Consider the following 18,634-nt stretch of genomic DNA (forward strand, 5'->3'; position numbering starts at 1 on the left):
CGACAAGTGTCACATGGTGGACGGCTGGTCCATTTGCTGAAACGATCATCCGATCGATGATTGCGTATCCTCGCGCGCCTGTTGCAACAGCGCGACCGTAGCCTCGCGTGCCCCGGCTGCATCCCCGCCGGCAATGGCCCCGAACAGCTGTCGATGCTGCGGGATCGAATCACGCGGCTGCCGGCTCTTGCGGTGCTTGAACATCGTCGTCCACCGCACCGCCGCCCCGATGCTCCCCGCCAGACTGACCAGCAGTTCGTTGGCGGTCGCCTCGAGGATGATGTGGTGGAAACGCTGGTCGGCGGCCTGTCCGGTCGCGCTGGCAAGGCCATGGCGCGCCATTTCCTCCAGCGCATGGCCCATTTGCGACAATTGCTCGCCGGTACGCAGTTGCGCCGCCAGTTCGGCGGCGGCCGGTTCGACGATCATCCGCAACTGGAACAGGTTGTCGACGAAACCGGCGGGCGGCTCCCCTTCGAACATCCATGCCAGCACGTCGGGGTCGAGCAGGTTCCACCGCCCGCGATCGCACACTCGCGTGCCGGTCTTCGGCTTGCTGACGATCAGCCCCTTGCCCGACAACATCCGCAATGCCTCGCGCACCACGCCGCGCGAAATGCCGCGCTGTTCGGCCAGCTCATATTCGCCGGGCAGGATCGAGCCGGGCGGATAGCGCCCGGTGACGATGGCGATGCCGAGATCGCGTGCCGTCTGCGCGTGCGCCGATGCCGTGTTCCGGTCGTTCGTCAATGCTGTGCCTCGCTCCTGCCCCGCTAACCTGAAGCAATCCAAAAAATCGTCAACACGGTATATTGTTTAACAAATAGGATACGGTTATTAAGTCGGACAACTGGACGGCGTCACGACGCGATCATGCGCGGCGACCGCCCGGTAAAGGGGAGGATGACGATGGCTTCTTTGCGTAGTTCGTTCCGTTTCGGCGCATCGCTGACCGCGATGGGGATCGCCGGGCTGGCGCAGGTCGCGGTGGCGCAGGACGCGCCGACGCGCGGTTCGCTGAATGCGGCACAGGCCGCCGAACAGGGTGTCGATGGCGACGATATCGTCGTGACCGGCGTGCGCGAGAGCCTTCGCACCGCCCAGGCGATCAAGCGTAACTCCGACCAGATCGTCGATTCGGTCAGTGCGCAGGACATCGGCAAGCTGCCCGACGTCAACACCACCGAAGCGTTGCAGCGCATCACCGGTGTGCAGATCCAGCGCCGCTATGGCGAAGGCGCCACCGATTTCGACCACCGGACCCAGCCGGCGATCACCGTCCGCGGCCTGACCCAGGTCCAGAATTTCCTCGACGGCCGCGCCGTCTATTCGGCGTCGGGCGGCCGCGCCTTCGACCTTGAAGGGATCCCGCCCGAACTGCTCTCGGGCATCGACGTGTACAAGAACGCGCCCGCCAACATCATCGAAGGCGGCGTCGGCGGCGCGGTCAATCTGCGTACGCGCCGACCGTTCGATTCGAACAAGGAAGTCATCAGCGTTACCGCACGTGGCAATTATTACGACCGCGTCGATAAGCCGGGCTATGCCTTTTCGGGCCTTTATTCCAACCGCTACGACACCAGCATCGGCGAAATCGGCCTGCTGGTGAACGCGGTCTATTCCAAGAGCCAGTATCGCCAGGACGGGCTGCTCGCCGGACCGTTCGGCGAAGCGCGCCCCGGATCGATCGCCAATGCGCCGTCCAACGCGCAGATTCCCTATGGTTTCGAAGTCTATGACGATACCGGCGACCGCAAGCGCTTCGGCATCGCCGCCGCCGTGCAGTGGCAGGCGAGCGACGACCTGTTGCTGACCGCGCAATATCAGGGGACCAAATACTGGTTCAACCGCACCGGCGCCTATTACTACGACTTCAACAATCTGCCGGGTAACCAGTATGATTCGCAGGGCCGGGTGACGCAGTACAACACGCTGCCGACGCCGGGCGCCGCCTTCACCTTCAACGACGATGGCTATGCGACCAGCGGTTCGCTGTCGCCGCAGACGTTCGAGACCGGTCGTTTCGATCAGGAATTGTGGAGCGCGTCGCAGAACCTGACCTTCAACGCCGCATGGCAGGCGACCGACCGCGCCAAGGTCAGCTTCGACGTCCAGTATCTGACGTCCTATTACAATGCCGATCGCAACGGCCATGTCCTGTCGCTCTACAGCCGCACCGGACAGAATGCGACCGGCCAATATGGCAGCACGGTCGCGCCGCACCCGTCGACCGTCATCTTCGACCTGCGCGGCAAATATCCGCGCTGGGACGTGACCAATCCGGCGGTACTCAACAATCCGGCGAACTACTCGCTGCCGTTCATCGCCGACTCGCTTCAGCGCAACGATGCCGATACGCTCGCGCTCGCATATGACCTCGAATATGAGGTCGAGGGCGGCTTCCTGAAGAAGCTGCGCGGCGGGGCGCGCTATGCCGACAATTCGATCGAGCTGCGCGGCACGTGGAACGGCGTCTGCCTGTATCAGGGGATCGCGCCGGGCTGCCGCGACGTGCCGCAGGGTACGCCGCTGATCCCGCTCAGCAATTTCCCGCAGCTGGCGATGAAGGGCCCGTCGAAGAACTGGTTCGACGGCAATACCGTGACCGGCGGCATCCTCTATCCGGCCTTCCCGGCGGGCGACGGTGTCTGGGAACAGACCAAGGCGCTCTACGCGCTGTTCGGTGCGCAGACCAAGGACGCGTTCACCCCGGGTGACCTCAACACCCAGACCGAGAAGACCTACACCGCGTGGGGCATCGCCGATTACGCTTTCGACGTCGGCAGCGTGAAACTGGACGGCGGCCTCGGCGTCCGCATCGTCAAGACCAAGACGACGTCGATCGGTACCCAGTTCAACAACGATGGCAGCGTATCGCCGCTGTCGGTCGGCAACGACTATACCAACGTCCTGCCGAGTGTGAACATCCGCGCCCGCTTCACCGACCAGTTCCAGATGCGCTTCGCCTATTCGAAGGGGGTCGCGCGGCCGAATTTCGATGTGCTGTCGACCAACGTCACGCTGCAGAACCCGAACCAGGTCGATCCCAGCAACGGGCTGCCTTTCGCCAATTCGGGCAACCCGTATCTGCGCCCGATCAAATCGGACAATCTCGACCTGACCGCCGAATGGTATTTCGCGCCGACCGGATCGCTGACCGCCGGCCTGTTCTACAAGTCGGTCAACGGCTTCCTGTCGAGCGGCCGGTTCATCGGCACCTATGGCGGGCGGTCGTACAACGTGAATTCGTCGGTCAATTCGGGCGACGGCACGGTCAAGGGGTTGGAGGCCGGCTATCAGCAGTTCTTCGACTTCCTGCCGGGTCTGCTGAGCGGCCTCGGGGTGCAGGCCAACTACACCTATGTCGACTCGAACGTGGAAAACCCGTTCTCGTCTTCGGCCAACAACCTGCCCTCGTCGCTGCCGCTCGAGAAACTGTCGAAGCATAGCTACAATCTTATCGGCCTGTATGAAAAGGGTCCGATCACCGCCCGCGTCGCGTGGAACTGGCGGTCGAGCTATCTCGAACAGACGACCGGCAGCGGCGCCAACGGCCAGGGCCAGTTCGCCAAGCCCTATGCCTCGCTCGACGCGTCGATCAGCTACAACCTGACCGACAAGATCGCCGTATCGGCCGACGTCGTGAACCTGAACAACCGCATGAACGTGCTTTACATCGGCACGCCGTCGGCACCGCTGCAATATCAGCTGAACGACCGCCGTTTCGGCCTGTCGGTCCGCGCGACCTATTGATCCCCACCTGCCGGCGTGGTGACGTCCGCCACGCCGGCAATTTTTTGGGGTAGAGTTTCGATGCGGATCGCATTGGATCGGGTGACCGTCCACCATGTCGGGAACGAACGCGAACCCGTCGTCGTGATCGACGGCGCGACCGGCGCGGCCGATGCGTTGGTCGATCACGCCGCGACCCGCGCCACCTTCGCACCGGCAGCCAGCGTCGGCAGCCATTATCCCGGCCTCCTCGGCACCGCACCGACCGCCTATATCGACGGGCTGGTCCGCGACGTCCTGCCCCTGCTTTCCCGCCATTTCGGCGGACAGGCGCTGCGCCCGGTCCGGGCACGCGGCAATTTTTCGCTGGTGACGACCGATCCGGGCGATTTGTCGGTCGAGCAGCGCGCGCCGCATGTCGATGCCGCCGACCGGCTGCAATTCGCCGCGGTTCATTATCTGTGCGCCGGGGATCAGGGCGGCACCGGCTTCTTCCGCCACAATGCGACGGGTTTCGAAACCATCGATTTCGATCGTCTCCCCGCCTATGACGCCGCCCGGCGCGAGGAGGAGGGGCGCTCCGGCGATGGCTATCCCGGACAGGGCGACGATCCCGCCTTCGCCCCGATCGCCCAGTGCCGGGCGGTACCCGACCGGATCGTGCTGTACCGCGCGGCACTGCTTCATTCGGGGCTGATCGCGCGGGTACCCGACCATGCCGACGATCCGCGTCGCGGGCGGCTGACCGGCAATCTCTTCCTGCAATGTGCGGTCGCGGCATGAGCGCGCCGCCGACCAGTATCGCCATCATCGGCGGCGGTACCGCCGGCTGGATGGCCGCCGCCGCCCTGTCGCGGGTGCTCGGCCGGTCGGTCGCGATTACCCTGGTCGAATCCGAAGCGATCGGCACGGTCGGGGTGGGGGAGGCGACGATCCCGCCGGTCCAGGCGTTCAACGCACTGCTCGGCATCGACGAGGATGATTTCGTCCGCGCGACGCAGGGCAGTTTCAAGCTCGGCATCGAGTTCATCGATTGGGGGGCGAAGGGCGACCGCTATTTCCACCCGTTCGGCGTGTACGGCATCGATTTCGGACCGATCCCGTTCGAGGCGATGTGGCACCGGCTGCGCGCCGCCGGGGCGGCGGGGCCGCTCGATGCCTATTCGATCTGTGCGGCAGCGGCGCGGGGCAACCGGTTCCAGCGGCCGCTCGACCCGCCCGGCAACACCCCGCTCCACCATATCGGCTATGCGTTCCACTTCGACGCCGCGCTCTACGCCGCCTATCTGCGCCGGCTGGCCGAGGCGGCGGGCGTGGTCCGGCGCGAGGGGCAGGTGGTCGATGTGGTGCAGGGCACCGGCGATGGCCGGATCGAGTACGTCAAGCTCGCCGATGGCGGGCAGGTCGCCGCCGATTTCTTCATCGACTGTTCGGGCTTCCGCTCGCTGCTGCTCGGCGAAACGCTGGGCAGCAAGTTTCAGGACTGGTCGCACTGGCTACCCAACGACCGGGCGGTCGCCGTACCCAGCGCCAATGCCGGCCCGCCGACGCCCTATACCCGATCGACCGCGCGCGCGGCGGGATGGCAATGGCGCATCCCGCTCCAGCATCGCACCGGCAATGGCTATGTCTTTTCGAGTGCGCATTGTTCGGAGGACGAAGCGACTGCGACGCTGCTTGCGAACCTCGACGGTGCGCTGCTCGCCGATCCGCGCATGCTGCGTTTCCGTACCGGGCGGCGGCAGCAATGCTGGGTCGGCAATTGCGTCGGGCTGGGGCTGTCGACCGGCTTTCTCGAACCGCTCGAATCGACCAGCATCCACCTGATCCAGGCGGGGATCGCCCGGTTGCTCGAAATGCTGCCGGGGCGCGATCCCGATCCAGCGATGGTCCGGCGCTATAACCGGCTGATGGCGGCCGAGTTCGACGGCATCCGCGACTTCGTCATCCTGCATTTCCACGCCACCGCGCGCGACGATACGCCCTATTGGGACCATGTCCGCACGATGACGGTGCCCGACACGCTGGCCGATCGCATCGCCGAATATCGTGCGACCGGGCGGGTGTATCGCGAGGCGGACGATCTGTTCACGCGTACCAGCTGGCTGGCGGTACTCGATGGACAGGGGGTGCGTGCCGCCGGGCACGATCCGCTGGCCATGGCGATGCCGCTCGACGAAGCGCGCGAACGGCTGGCACGGATCGCGGCGGTGACGGCGGCGGCGGCGGGACGGATGCCGCCGCATGGCGCTTTCATCGCCGCGCATTGTGCCGCGCCGATTGCATCGCCGGCCTGATTGTATATTGTCAGACAAAATTAGCGTTCGGGAGAGTGTTGTGAAGCTGAGCAGGATGCTGATCGGGGCCGGCGTGATGGCATTGGCGATGCCGGCAATGGCGCAGGCGCCGCAGGTCGATCCGGTGCAGGTCGATCCCAGCCGGCCCGACTGGGAAAATCCGGCGGTCTATGCTCGGGGCAAGATGCCGGCCCATGCGACCGGCTTCGCGTTCGAAAGCCGCGAACGCGCGCTTGCCGGCCATCGGACGCAGTCGAGCCGCTTCCTGTCGCTGAACGGCGACTGGCGCTTCAACTTCAGCCCGTCGGTCGACGGCGCGCCAAAGGGGTTCGAAGCGCCGGGCTATGACGTGTCGGCGTGGAAGACGATTCCCGTGCCCGCGATGTGGCAGGCGCTGGGCTATGGTCAGCCCAAATACAACAACATTACCTATCCGTTCCCGGCCAACCGCCCGCGCGTGCCGCACGACACCAACGAAACCGGCTCCTACCGCCGCGATTTCGACTTGCCGGCGACGTGGAGCGGCGACGATGTGATCCTGCATATCGGCGCGGCGGGATCGGCCTATCGTGTCTGGGTCAACGGGCAGGAAGTCGGCTATTCGGAGGATAGCAAGCTGCCGTCCGAATTCGACGTGACCCGCGTCGTGAAGCCCGGCCGCAACACGGTGGCGGTACAGGTGATCCGCTGGTCCGACGGATCGTATCTGGAGGATCAGGATTTCTGGCGCGTGTCGGGGATCGAGCGCGAAGTCTATGTCGCGGCGGTGCCGAAGACGCGGATCGCCGACTTCTTCGTCCATGCCGGGCTGGACGACGCGTTCCGCGACGGTCGGCTGGCAGTGGATGTCGCGGTAAAGGGGACGGCAGCGGCGAAGGCGCGCATCGTCCTGCTCGACGGCACCCGCGAAGTCCTGTCGCGCGAGGTGGCGGTCGGCGGGCGTGGCGATGCCCGGTCGGTGACGTTGAAGGCCGATGTGCCGGGGGTGCGGCAGTGGAGCGCAGAGACGCCCAATCTCTACACGCTGCTGGTCGAACTGGTCGATGCGCAGGGCCGGGTGATCCAGTCGACGCCGCAGCGTATCGGTTTCCGCGACGTGCGGATGCTGAACGGCAAGGTGACGGTCAACGGCCGCCCCATCGTGATCCGCGGCATCAACCGCCACGAGCATGATCCCGTGACGTTCCACGTCATTTCCGACGAATCGATGCGCCGCGACATGGAGTTGATGAAGCGCAACAACTTCAACGCGATCCGCACCTCGCACTATCCCAACGACCCGCGCTGGTATGCGCTGGCCGACGAGATGGGCATGTATGTGATGGACGAGGCCAATATCGAGAGCCACGCGTACATGGATTATGCGAACAAGCATCCGGAATTGCGCCCGAAGCTGCAGATCGGCTTCGATCCCGCATGGGAAGGCGCGCATGTCAGCCGCGTGATGAACATGGTCGAGCGTGACAAGAACCACCCCTCGGTGATTTTCTGGTCGCTCGGCAACGAGGCCGGCATCGGTCCGAATTTCGAAAAGGCGGCAGCGGCGATCCGCAAGCGCGACAGCGGCCGGCTGGTCTCCTATCTCGGCTGGGGCACGCTCGACTGGAACCATGCGCCCAACCCCTATGTCGATATCTACGCCCCGATGTATGACGACGTCGAAAAGATGGTCGACTGGGCCAAGGACCCAAGCCGCAAACAGCCGATGATCCAGTGCGAATATGCGCATATGCAGGGCAATTCGGGCGGCAATTTCAAGGAATATTGGGACACCATCTACCGCTATCCCGACAAGCTGCAGGGCGGTTTCATCTGGGACTGGGTCGACCAGTCGATGGTTCGCACCAACAAGGACGGCAAACGCTATTGGGGTGACGGCGGCGAATATGGCCCCAATCCGGGCGGGGATATCGAGTTCGGCGACGGGCTGAACCAGCCCGACCGCACCCCCAATCCGCAACTCTACGAGGTGCAGAAGGTCCTCTCCCCGATCCAGTTCAAGGGGTTCGATCCCGCGACCGGCCGCCTGACCGTGCGCAACCGCCATGATTTCCGCGACCTGTCGGGCTTCGCCTTCGACTGGGTGATCGAGGAGGACGGGGTGGCCGTGGCGACGGGGCAGTTGCCGGCGCTGACCACCGCCGCCCATGGCACCGAGGCCGTCACCGTGCCGCTGGCGTCGCTGCAACGCAAACCGGGTGCCGAATATTTCGTGACGGTCCGCGCCCGCGCCAAGCAGGGCGCGGTGCCGATGGTCCCCGCCAACTATGTCGTCGGCTGGGAACAGTTCGCGCTCGGCAAGTCGGTGGCACCCGTCGCGGTGCGCAAGGGCAATGTGACGGTTGCCGACAGCGCCGATGCGGTCCGCCTGTCGGCGAACGGCGCATCGCTGTTGATCGATCGCAAGACCGGCCTGCTGGAGGGCTATCGCAGCGGCGGCACCACCCTGATCGAAGGGGGTGCGCCGAATTTCCACCGTGCGCCGACCGACAATGATCTCGCCAACGGCAATCTCGCCGATACGGCCGCATGGGATCCGATCGCCGCCAACCGCCCGCTGCGGTCGGTGACGACGCAACGCGGTGCGGACGGCACGGCCAGCGTGCGCGTCGATTACGAAATGGGCGCGGGCGCCGCGTCGTTCGTCACCACCTACACCATGGCCGGCGACGGTTCGGTGGCGGTGGTCGGCGACTTCGTGCCGCTGAAGAGCGACCTGACCGCGCCGATCCGCATCGGCATGGCCTATACGCTGCCGACGTCGCTGAAGACCGTCGAATGGTATGGCCGCGGCCCGCATGAAAGCTATGTCGATCGAAAGACCAGCGCCGCGATCGGCCTGTGGCGGGGTGCGATCGCCGATCAGAATCACGATTACATGCGGCCGCAGGATACCGGCAACAAGGTCGATGTCCGCTGGATGGAACTGAGCGGCGCCGGGCGCGGGGTCCGCGTCGTCGGTGACACGCCGTTGATGATGCAGGCGCTGGCCTTCCCCTATAGCGACCTCGACCGGCGCGAACCGGGCACATGGAAGTCGAGCGATATCGTGCCCCATGACCATGGCACGTTGAATATCGACGCCGCCCAATGGGGCGTCGGCGGCGACACCACGTGGAGCCATGTCGGTCAGCCGCACATGGAATATCGCACGAAGCTGGTGCCGACGCGCATCGCCTTCCGCCTCGAACCGTTCAGTGGCGAAGGGACCACGCCCGACAAGGCGCGCCCGGCCCGCGCGACCGAGGCGCAGTGATGCGGATCGCGGGTGTCGCGTTCGCACTGGCGGCAGGGCTTCTGGTCGCCGCCGCGGCGCCCGCGCCGCGCTGGGACAGTCCCGGGGCGGCCAACCCGCTGCTGCCGGGCTATTTCGCCGATCCCTCGATCGTGCGCGACGGCAACCGCTGGTATATCTTTGCCACTATCGATCCATGGGGCGACGACCGGCTGGGCCTGTGGACGTCGGACAATGGCCGCGACTGGCGCTTCTCGCTGCCCAACTGGCCGACCAAGGCGGCAGCGACCAGCCCGAGCTCGGGCAATTCGAAGGTCTGGGCACCGTCGGTGGTAAAGGCCGCCAACGGCCGCTGGTACATGTATGTCTCAGTCGGCAGCGAGGTGTGGGTCGGCAGCGCCGCCTCGCCAGCCGGGCCATGGGCCGATGCCAATGGCGGCAAGCCGCTGATCGCCAAGGCATTCGCCCCCGACTATCACATGATCGACGCCGAAGCGTTCATCGACGATGACGGGCAGGCCTATCTCTATTGGGGATCGGGCTGGAACTGGACCAACGGACATTGCTTCGCGGTGAAGCTGAAACCCGACATGGTGACGTTCGACGGCACCCCGCGCGACGTGACCCCGCCCAATTATTTCGAAGGGCCGTTCATGGTCCGGCAGGGGCGGCACTATCTGCTGACCTATAGCGACGGCAAGACGACGACCGACACCTACAAGGTCCGCTACGCGATCGGCGACACGCCGTTCGGACCGTTCCGTGAAGGGCGGGACAGCCCGATCCTGTCGACCGATGCCGCGCGGCAGGTCATCAGCCCCGGTCACCACGCCATATTCCACTCGGGCGGCCAGCCCTATATCCTCTATCACCGGCAGGGATTGCCCTTTCCGCCACCCGGCGACGCCGTGCTGCGCCAGGTGGCGGTCGATCCGCTGACGATTCGGTCGGACGGCAGCATCGCGCGGGTCGTGCCGAGCCATGGCGGTGCGGTGAACGGCTTCGTGGCGCATCGCGACGCCGGTTTGCGTTGGAAGGCGACCGGGCAGGGCAGCGACAAGCTGCACGGACCGGAGCGCGCAGCCGATGACAATTATGCGACATGGTGGGCACCGGCCAAGGGAGCGGCCCCGCAACTGACCGCCGATCTGGGCGCGGTCCGGCCGGTCAAGGGTAGCGCGCTGCGTATGCGTTTCCCGACGCAGCGCTACACGCTGTCGGTGGAAGGATCGCGCGACGGGCGGGTGTGGCAGAAGCTGGCGGCGGTGGATCAGGCGACCGGATCGCCGATCGACCTCAACCACCCGGCCCGCGTCCGCTATCTGCGCTTGCAGGTTCCGGCCGATGCCGGCGTCTGGGAGTGGACGTTGCGGTAGTGCGGTACGCCGTGCCGCGCCGAAACACCGATGCCGAATGTCTGACGGGGCAGCGCGCGGTGACCTGCCGCCCTGATCCCGGTTTGCCGGATCAAACCCTATCGATCGAGGATGGTCGGGTTCGCGCCTCTGCAGCATGAACCGTTCGGCCTGTTGCGTCCGGCCGCCTATTTCCCGTTGCGCGAACGCCGCCTTTCCCCAACCATGGTCGCAACGAACAAGGGTGAGGGATCGATGAAGACACGGGTTTCGCTCGCGATATTGGCGTCTGCGCTATGGCCGGCGGTCGCATCGGCGCAAACGCCGGCTCCTGCCGCGCCGGTCGCCAACTGCCTGCCGAAAAGCTGGCTCGACATGCAGCCCCCGTACAAATCGGTCGAGGTCCTGCCCGACGGACGGGTAACGTTCCGGCTGTGCGCCCCGCTCGCGCGTGAGGCGAAGGTCATCAGCCCCGATCTGGGCGACCTGATCCCCGGCGGTGCGACCGATGGCGTCCCCAACGGGATGACGCTAACGCGCGATGCGACCGGGCTGTGGACCGGCACGACCGGCCGCCCGGTGCCGGCGTCTCCCTATCGCTTCAGCTTTCAGGTCGATGGCGCCCCGGTCCCCGATCCGCAGGGAACGATGGTGTCGGAACGGCTGACCGGCGTGACCAGCGTGTTCGAGGTTCCCGGCCCGGCCGCCGCGTTTCAGGAATATCGCAGGGACGTCGCGCACGGCGTGGTCGGCACGATCGAATATTGGTCGAACGCCCTGGGCCTGAAACGGCGGGCGCATGTCTATACGCCGCCCGGCTATACCGGCGATGCGCGGCGCTATCCGGTACTGTATCTGGTCCATGGTGCCGGCGACAGCGACGATAGCTGGACCAGCATCGGCCATGCCCAGTACATCCTCGACAATCTGATCGCCGCCGGACAGGCGGTGCCGATGATCGTCGTCATGCCCGCCGGCCATACGCCGATGCGGCCGAACCAGAATATGCTGGTGAATACCGATTTCGGCAGCGACCTGACCACCGACCTGATCCCGCTGATCGATCGCAGTTATCGCACCGTGGCGAAGCCCGAGATGCGGGCGATGGCGGGATTGTCGATGGGTGGCGCGCATACGTTGAACTTCGGCCTGCCGCGCTCCGACCTGTTCCGCTATGCCGGCATCTTCTCGATGGGACTGGGATTCCAGGACCCGGCGAAGGAGATTGCCGACTATGAAACGCGCAACGCCGCCGGGTTGCGCCGTTCGGCCAAGGACATGAAGCTCGTCTGGTACGGCATGGGCAAGACCGATTTCCTGTACGGCACGGTTGCGCCGACGCGGGCGATGCTCGACAAATACGGCATCCGCCACAGCTATGTCGAAAGCGAAGGCGGGCATGAATGGGGCAATTGGCGCAGCTATCTCAACCAGTTCGCGCCTAAGCTGTTTCGGGTCGGACGCTGACGCAAATCTACCCGGCGGACGGTAGTTCTGCACGATATGGCGGACCCGGTGGCGGGGGTAGGATCGGCCATGCCCAACCAGACCCCGCCCCAGCCGCATGCCGTCCCCGAGCCCGAGGATCGCGACTATCTGCTCAAGCGCGCCGACCAGCATCGGCGGCAGGGCGAACGATGCGACGATGCCAGCCGGACGATTCATGCCCGGTTTCAGCGCATGTACGAGGATCGCGCCGCTGCGCTGCCGCCGACCGATGACTGATCGCTTGCCACCGGGGCGTTTCGCGAATTAGGATCGCACCCATAAAAAGGTCGCGCATCGGCAAGCGGCCTGTGGGTGAGGCGGCATCGATGCGTCGGCAGCGACAGGGAAGGCGGTGACCGCAGGCGACGTCCATCGCCCGCCGTTCGTCGACGCGCATTTCCACCTGTGGGACCATGGCGTGCTGCGCTATCCGTGGCTCGACGATCCGGCGCAGGCGGCGATCGCGCCCGATTACCGGATCGACGACTATCGGCGCGAGACGGCGGCGTGGAATCTGGTCGGTGCGGTGCATGTCGATGCCGGAGCGCATCCCGATCAGGGGCGGGCGGAGACCGACTGGCTGGCCGGGGTCGCGGCGGCGGACGACCTGCCGAGTGCGATCGTCGCCCGCGTCGCGCTCGACCGGCCGGATGTCGAGGCCGAACTGGCATGGCAGGCGGCGCAACCGGGCGTGCGCGGTATCCGCCACCTCATCAACTGGCATCCGCGCGACGCCGCGCGCCGCGCCTGCAACCGCGATCTGACCCGCGATCCGGACTGGGCGCGGGGCTATGCGTTGCTCGGCAAATATGGGCTGCGTTTCGATTTTCACGGCTTTCCGCCGCAACTGGCGGGGCTAATCGAACTGGCGCGCGCGCATCCCGACGTGCCGGTGGTGCTCAACCACCTCGCGCTGCCGATCCTGTCCGACGGGCTGGACGATTGGCGGCGTGGGCTGATCGCCTTTGCCGAACTGCCGCATGCCGCGATCAAGCTGTCGGGGGCGGGCTTTATCGACTCCGCGCTCGACCCTGCGGTGCTGGCGCCGATCGTCGGCGAGGTGATCGACCGCTTCGGTCCCGACCGGGTGATGATCGCGACCAATTTCCCGACCGACCGGCTGGCGGCAGGGCTCGACGCGACGCTGTCGACCTATGCGGCGCTGTTGTCGGACCTGTCCGACGACGAACGGCGGGCGGTGTGGGGGCGAAGTGCCGATCGCTTCTATCGGCTGGACCTCGATCTGTAGGAGAGAATGATGAAGGCGACACGGCGCGAGATGATCGGCGGCAGCCTCGCCGCGACCGCGATGGCACCCGCGGTGGCGTCGGCGGTGACGACCCAGCCGACGCCGACGGGCGCGGGCCGCGCGCTGAAGGTGCCGCCGCCGGCGCGCTTCACCCCCGACTGGCAATCGCTGACCTCCGGGTACAGCACGCCCGACTGGTTCCGCGATGCAAAGTTCGGCATCTGGGCGCACTGGACCGCGCAATGCGTGCCGGAGGCGGGCGACTGGTATGCGCGCGACATGTATCTGCCGGGCAGTCGCGCCTATGCGCATCACCTGAAAACCTATGGTCACCCCGCCGATCGCGGCTTCATGGAGATCCAGAATCTGTGGAAGGCCGACCGCTGGGACCCCGCGCGGTTGCTCGACATCTATAAGAAAGCCGGCGCCCGCTACTTCATGGCCCTCGCCAATCACCACGACAATCTCGACGCCTATGCCTCGCGCCATCACCCATGGAACACGACGCGGGTCGGGCCGAAGCGCGACATTGTCGGCACCTGGGCGAAACTGGCGCGCGAACGCGGGCTTCGCTTCGGGGTATCGAATCATTCGGCGCATGCGTGGCACTGGAACCAGCCGGCCTATGGCTATGACCCCGACGGACCGCGTGCCGGCCAGCGCTACGACGCGTACAAGCTGACCGCGGCACAGGGGCGCGGCAAATGGTGGGACGGGCTGGATCCGCAGCAGCTCTATACCGGGCGGCACATGCCGATGCCCGACGGCATCCGCACCCGCGAGGAAGCCGATCTGTGGCACGAGGCGACCGACCGCCTATGGACCGAGGGGGTGCCTGCCAACAGCGACTTCGCACGCAACTGGGAACTGCGCTGCCGCGACGTGATAGAGCAGCACCGGCCGGACATGGTCTATTTCGATAACTTCGACCTGCCGCTCGAACAGCATGGGCTCGACCTGACCGCATGGTATTACAACCAGTCGATGGCATGGAATGGCGGCCGGTTGGAAGCCGTGGTCACCGCCAAGACGACGCCGCCGCAGCGGCGTATGGGAATTGTCGATGACGTCGAACGTGGCGGCAAGAGCTATATCGAGCGTTTCCCTTGGCAGACAGATACTTGCCTGGGCAATTGGCATTATGACGCCGATCTGGCCGCGCGCGACGGATACAAGTCCGCAGCCACCGTCATCCATACTTTGTGCGATGTCGTTTCGAAAAACGGCAATCTGATGCTGTCGGTGCCGATGCGCGGCGACGGCACGATCGACGACAAGGAAGAGCGGATCGTCGGCGAGATCGGCGACTGGATGCAGCGCTTCGGCAACGCAATCTATGCGACGCGGCCGTGGAAGCGGTTCGGCGAGGGACCGACCCGGGCAGGCCAGGGGCTGTTTTCGGAAGGCGGTCCGAAGTCGCCCTATGGCGCCAGGGACATTCGCTATGCGACGCGCGGCGACGACCTCCACGCGCTGGTGCTGGGCTGGCCGCAGGACAATGTCGTGCGACTGACGCTGCTTGGCAGCGACGACCCGACGCTGACCGGCGAGGTGCGCCGCGTGACCCTGGCCGGCGACGTCACTCCGCTGGCGTTCCGGCGCACCGGCGATGCGCTGGAGGTGACGCTGCCCGCCGCCGCGCGCCATCCGATCGGTGTCGCGCTGATCCTGTCGGGCAGGGGCGTGACCGCATGAAGGCGCTGGTCTGTGCCGAGCCGTTCGACCTGCGCCTCGAAACCCGCGAACCGCCCCGTCCGGCGGCGGGCGAGGTGCTGCTGCGCATGCGGCGGGTCGGGCTGTGTGGCACCGACTATCATATCTATGCCGGCAAGCACCCGTTCCTCGAATACCCCCGGCTGATCGGTCACGAACTGGCGGGCGAGGTCGTCGAGGCTCCATCGGGCAGCCGCCTTGCGGTCGGGCAGGTGGTGACGGTCAATCCCTATCTGCCATGCGGCACCTGCCGCGCATGTCGGCGCGGCAAACCCAATTGCTGCGCGGCAATTCGCGTGCTGGGCGTGCATGTCGATGGCGGGCTGTGCGAATGGCTGACCGTGCCCGAGGCGGCGGTGGTCGATGCGACCGGCCTGACCCTCGACCAGGCGGCGATGGTCGAGTTCCTCGCGATCGGCGCCCATGCGATCCGGCGGGCGGAGGTCGGCGCGGGCGACCGGGTGCTGGTGGTCGGAGCGGGACCGATCGGGGTCGGCACCGCACTGTTCGCGCGCATCGCCGGGGCCGAACGCATCGTGCTGGCCGATACGCGCGGCCAGCGGCTCGACTATGCCCGCAGCCAATTCGGGTTCGAGGAGACGGTGGTCGCCGATGCGTCGCTGGCCGAAACGCTGGCGGCGATGACCGATGGCGAGATGTTCGATGAGGTGTTCGACGCTACCGGCAATATCGCGGCGATGCGCGCCGGCCTCGCCTATGTCGCGCATGGCGGCGACTATACGCTGGTCGGGGTGTGCAAGGACGATCTCGTCTTTGCCGATCCCGAATTCCATAAGCGCGAGACGACGCTGCGCGCCAGCCGCAACGCGCTGTCGGTCGATTTCGACCATGTCATCGCCAGCATCCGCAGCGGCCAAATCGCGACCGATCGCATCGCCACGCACCACCTGTCGATCGACGAGGCACCGACGCGGATGCCGCAACTGATCGACGAGGCGGACAGCGTGCTGAAGGCGATCGTCAGCCTGTAGCGCCAGTCTCCGCCGCCGGGATCACGCCATCGGCGACCAGCCGGTGCAGCGCGTCGATATGACCGTTGTCGCGCGCGGCATCGGCGACCGAGGTCATGACGACCGTGAGGCGCAGGTCGGGAACGACATAGACCATCTGCCCGCCATAACCCCAGGCGAAGCGCACCGGGTGACCGCGCATCTCGGTCAGGAACCAGCCATAGCCATAGGCCTGCCCGCTCCATGGCGATACCGCGCGCGGCGTCCAGCTGGTCCGCACCCAGTCGGCCGGGAGGATACGCTTGCCGCCTACCACCCCGTCGCGCCGGTAGAGTTCGCCGAACCGGGCCAGCGCGCGCGGCGACAGCCGCATCTCGTTGCCGCCGAAGTAGATGCCTTGTGGGTCGGCGGGCCAGACCGGAATGGTGATGCCGAGCGGTTCGCCCAGCCAGTCGCGCGCATTGGCGAGCGTAGTGCGCCCGCTCGCTCTGGTCAGCGCCGCCGACAACAGATGCGTCGATCCGGTCGAATAGAGCATCGCTGTCCCCGGATCGGCGACGAACGGCCGCGACAGCGCGAAGCGGACCCAATTGGGACTGGAAACCCAGCGGCCATAATATTCGCCCGAGGTCCGCTCCAGCCCCGCCTGCATCGACAGCAGGTTGCCGATCGTCACCCGGGCAAGGCGCGGGTCGGGATTGGCGGGCGCGTCGCCGCGCAGGATCGGCAGCACCGGCTGGTCGACGCCGGTGAACACGCCACGTTCGATGGCGATACCGACCAGCGCCGACATCACCGATTTCGACGCCGACTTGATATTGACCGGCCGGTCGAGCGGCGGGCCGCCGTTGAAGACGCGTTCGGTCAGCGGCTGGCCGTCGCGCAGCACCAGCAGCGACCGCAAGCGGGGAAGCCGTTCGGCGTCGGCGATGGTCGTCCGCATCGCGGCGGCATCCAGCCCGCGCGTCGCAGGCGTAGCGGCAGGTTGCGGCGGGGGCGTAGCGCCGCCGTCACAGGCGGCGGTCAGCAGCAACAGGCAGGGGAGCAGCGCGCGCATCGCTCCCATGTCGGCGGTCGGCGGCCACATACAAGTCGGGCGGCAGGTTGCCCCGCCGCCCGAAGGTGGAAGGAGATCGGGAAAGCCGATCAATCCTCCTGGATAAGGCTGTTCTTTGCCGAGTCCCGCATCCGAAGATAGACGACCAGCGAGATGCCGATCATGGCGGTGACGTACCAGTAGAAGCCACGTTCCCAGCCGGCATCCTTGAACTTCAGCGCGACGAATTCCGCCGTGCCGCCGAAGATGGTGTTGGCGAGCGCATAGGGCAGCGCCACGCCCAGCGCGCGGATATGCGCCGGGAACAGCTCCGCCTTCACCACCGCGTTGATCGAGGTGTAGCCGGTGACGATGATGAGCGCGGCCATCACCAGCAGTCCGGCGGTCGTGGCATCGCGCGTCTGTTCCAGCGCGCTGAAGATCGGATAGGTGAACAGCACGCCGGCAATGCCGAAGGCGATCATCAACGGCTTGCGCCCGATCCGGTCCGACAGGCCGCCCGCGATCGGCTGCAACAGCATGAACACGAACAGGGTGATCGCGTTGATCTGGGTCGCGGTCTCCTTGGAAAAGCCCGAGGTGTTGACCAGGAACTTCTGCATGTAGATCGAATAGGCGTAGAAGGCGAGCGTACCACCGGCGGTCAGCAGCATGACCAGCGCGGTTTCCTTCGGATGGTTGCGCAGCAGCATCAGGAAGCCCGACTTCGGCGCATCGGTCTTCTTCGCGTTCTTGTAGCTTTCGGTCTCGGCAAGGCCGCGGCGCAGATAGAAGACGACGACGGCAAGCACCGCACCGACGAAGAACGGAATGCGCCAGCCCCATGCCTCCAGCTCGGCCTTCGGCATCACCGATTGCAGCAGCAGCAGCAGCAGGATCGCCAGCAACTGGCCGGAGATCAGCGTGACATATTGGAAGGACGAGAAGAAGCCGCGCCGATCCTTGCCCGCCATTTCCGACAGATAGGTCGCGCTGGCACCATATTCGCCACCGACTGACAGCCCCTGCATCAGCCGCGCGAGCACCAGCAGCGCAGGCGCGATCAGGCCGATCGATTCATAGACCGGGGTACAGGCGATGATCAGCGAGCCGGCGCACATCAGCGTCACCGACAGCGTCAGGCCGGCCTTGCGGCCATGGCGGTCGGCATAGATGCCCATGATCCACGCGCCGATCGGGCGCATGACGAAACCGATCGCAAAGACCGCCGCGGCGCTCAGCAACTGCGCGGTCTGGCTGCTCGCCGGAAAGAAGTGCGGTGCGAAATACAGGGTGAAGGCGGAATAGACATACCAGTCGAACCATTCGACCAGATTGCCGGTCGATCCGCCGATGATCGATTTCAGGCGCGAATTGGTCGACGGACCGGCCGCGACCGATGGATGGGGTATGGAGGCCACAGCATCTCTCCCAAGATTGCCCGTGCGGACATTGATGCCGCACTACGGACCGAAGAATGGCCCATGACGGGCATTCTATGAACCATTTTCCGCGCAAGCGTAAGATACTGTAAGATAACAGAATATTGTCCTGAGAG

13 protein-coding genes are annotated in these 18,634 nt (G+C 65.9%); 10 read left to right on the forward strand and 3 right to left on the reverse strand.

Annotated elements, in window-relative coordinates:
- Window positions 1-45 precede the first annotated feature (45 nt).
- Window positions 46-750: a FadR/GntR family transcriptional regulator gene (locus tag ACZ1JS_RS15205; RefSeq protein WP_465166799.1), complete on the reverse strand. Its 705-nt coding sequence runs from the start codon at window positions 748-750 to the stop codon at window positions 46-48.
- Between the two features lie 159 nt (window positions 751-909).
- Between ACZ1JS_RS15205 and ACZ1JS_RS15210 the strand changes: the two genes are divergently transcribed.
- The 10 genes from ACZ1JS_RS15210 to ACZ1JS_RS15255 all read left to right on the forward strand — a co-directional run bounded on the left by ACZ1JS_RS15210 (window position 910) and on the right by ACZ1JS_RS15255 (window position 16,061).
- Window positions 910-3,753, forward strand: coding sequence for a TonB-dependent receptor (locus ACZ1JS_RS15210; protein WP_465166800.1), 2,844 nt, complete (start codon window positions 910-912; stop codon window positions 3,751-3,753).
- Window positions 3,754-3,813: 60 nt separating this feature from the next.
- Window positions 3,814-4,515 (forward strand): DUF6445 family protein, encoded by a 702-nt coding sequence (locus ACZ1JS_RS15215; RefSeq protein ID WP_465166801.1) that lies wholly within the window; start codon window positions 3,814-3,816, stop codon window positions 4,513-4,515.
- The gene (locus ACZ1JS_RS15220) at window positions 4,512-6,029 is read left to right on the forward strand and encodes a tryptophan halogenase family protein (protein WP_465166802.1); all 1,518 of its coding nucleotides are present in this window, start codon (window positions 4,512-4,514) and stop codon (window positions 6,027-6,029) included. Before ACZ1JS_RS15215 ends, ACZ1JS_RS15220 begins: the two co-directional genes overlap by 4 nt.
- 55 nt (window positions 6,030-6,084) lie before the next feature.
- Window positions 6,085-9,285, forward strand: coding sequence for a glycoside hydrolase family 2 TIM barrel-domain containing protein (locus ACZ1JS_RS15225; RefSeq protein ID WP_465168711.1), 3,201 nt, complete (start codon window positions 6,085-6,087; stop codon window positions 9,283-9,285).
- Window positions 9,285-10,640, forward strand: coding sequence for a family 43 glycosylhydrolase (locus tag ACZ1JS_RS15230; RefSeq protein ID WP_465168712.1), 1,356 nt, complete (start codon window positions 9,285-9,287; stop codon window positions 10,638-10,640). Before ACZ1JS_RS15225 ends, ACZ1JS_RS15230 begins: the two co-directional genes overlap by 1 nt.
- A 111-nt stretch (window positions 10,641-10,751) precedes the next feature.
- Window positions 10,752-12,086: an alpha/beta hydrolase-fold protein gene (locus ACZ1JS_RS15235; protein WP_465166803.1), complete on the forward strand. Its 1,335-nt coding sequence runs from the start codon at window positions 10,752-10,754 to the stop codon at window positions 12,084-12,086.
- Between the two features lie 69 nt (window positions 12,087-12,155).
- Complete coding sequence (locus ACZ1JS_RS15240; protein WP_465166804.1) at window positions 12,156-12,344, forward strand: hypothetical protein; 189 nt, start codon at window positions 12,156-12,158, stop codon at window positions 12,342-12,344.
- Between the two features lie 115 nt (window positions 12,345-12,459).
- The gene (locus ACZ1JS_RS15245; RefSeq protein ID WP_465166805.1) at window positions 12,460-13,356 is read left to right on the forward strand and encodes an amidohydrolase family protein; all 897 of its coding nucleotides are present in this window, start codon (window positions 12,460-12,462) and stop codon (window positions 13,354-13,356) included.
- 9 nt (window positions 13,357-13,365) lie between these two features.
- Window positions 13,366-15,051, forward strand: a complete 1,686-nt coding sequence (locus ACZ1JS_RS15250; protein ID WP_465168713.1) for an alpha-L-fucosidase — start codon at window positions 13,366-13,368, stop codon at window positions 15,049-15,051.
- Window positions 15,048-16,061, forward strand: coding sequence for a zinc-binding alcohol dehydrogenase family protein (locus ACZ1JS_RS15255; RefSeq protein ID WP_465166806.1), 1,014 nt, complete (start codon window positions 15,048-15,050; stop codon window positions 16,059-16,061). The genes ACZ1JS_RS15250 and ACZ1JS_RS15255 overlap by 4 nt, the downstream gene beginning before the upstream one ends.
- Here ACZ1JS_RS15255 and ACZ1JS_RS15260 read toward each other — a convergent pair.
- Both ACZ1JS_RS15260 and ACZ1JS_RS15265 read right to left on the reverse strand, forming a co-directional pair.
- The gene (locus ACZ1JS_RS15260) at window positions 16,051-17,097 is read right to left on the reverse strand and encodes a serine hydrolase domain-containing protein (protein WP_465166807.1); all 1,047 of its coding nucleotides are present in this window, start codon (window positions 17,095-17,097) and stop codon (window positions 16,051-16,053) included. The two genes, ACZ1JS_RS15255 and ACZ1JS_RS15260, sit on opposite strands and share 11 nt — an antisense overlap.
- Window positions 17,098-17,186: 89 nt before the next feature.
- The gene (locus ACZ1JS_RS15265) at window positions 17,187-18,488 is read right to left on the reverse strand and encodes an MFS transporter (protein ID WP_465168714.1); all 1,302 of its coding nucleotides are present in this window, start codon (window positions 18,486-18,488) and stop codon (window positions 17,187-17,189) included.
- Between the last annotated feature and the right edge of the window lie 146 nt (window positions 18,489-18,634).

It is taken from the genome of Sphingomonas sp. BL-S-05 (assembly GCF_055521695.1).

Bases quoted from the DNA above. Each gene is read 5' to 3' on its own strand.
- ACZ1JS_RS15225 (WP_465168711.1), top strand. From the start codon at position 6,085: ATGCTGATCGGGGCCGGCGTGATGGCATTGGCGATGCCGGCAATGGCG.
- ACZ1JS_RS15260 (WP_465166807.1), bottom strand. From the start codon at position 17,097: ATGCGCGCGCTGCTCCCCTGCCTGTTGCTGCTGACCGCCGCCTGTGAC.
- ACZ1JS_RS15230 (WP_465168712.1), top strand. From the start codon at position 9,285: ATGCGGATCGCGGGTGTCGCGTTCGCACTGGCGGCAGGGCTTCTGGTC.
- ACZ1JS_RS15220 (WP_465166802.1), top strand. From the start codon at position 4,512: ATGAGCGCGCCGCCGACCAGTATCGCCATCATCGGCGGCGGTACCGCC.
- ACZ1JS_RS15255 (WP_465166806.1), top strand. From the start codon at position 15,048: ATGAAGGCGCTGGTCTGTGCCGAGCCGTTCGACCTGCGCCTCGAAACC.
- ACZ1JS_RS15240 (WP_465166804.1), top strand. From the start codon at position 12,156: ATGCCCAACCAGACCCCGCCCCAGCCGCATGCCGTCCCCGAGCCCGAG.
- ACZ1JS_RS15215 (WP_465166801.1), top strand. From the start codon at position 3,814: ATGCGGATCGCATTGGATCGGGTGACCGTCCACCATGTCGGGAACGAA.
- ACZ1JS_RS15235 (WP_465166803.1), top strand. From the start codon at position 10,752: ATGGTCGGGTTCGCGCCTCTGCAGCATGAACCGTTCGGCCTGTTGCGT.
- ACZ1JS_RS15210 (WP_465166800.1), top strand. From the start codon at position 910: ATGGCTTCTTTGCGTAGTTCGTTCCGTTTCGGCGCATCGCTGACCGCG.
- ACZ1JS_RS15250 (WP_465168713.1), top strand. From the start codon at position 13,366: ATGAAGGCGACACGGCGCGAGATGATCGGCGGCAGCCTCGCCGCGACC.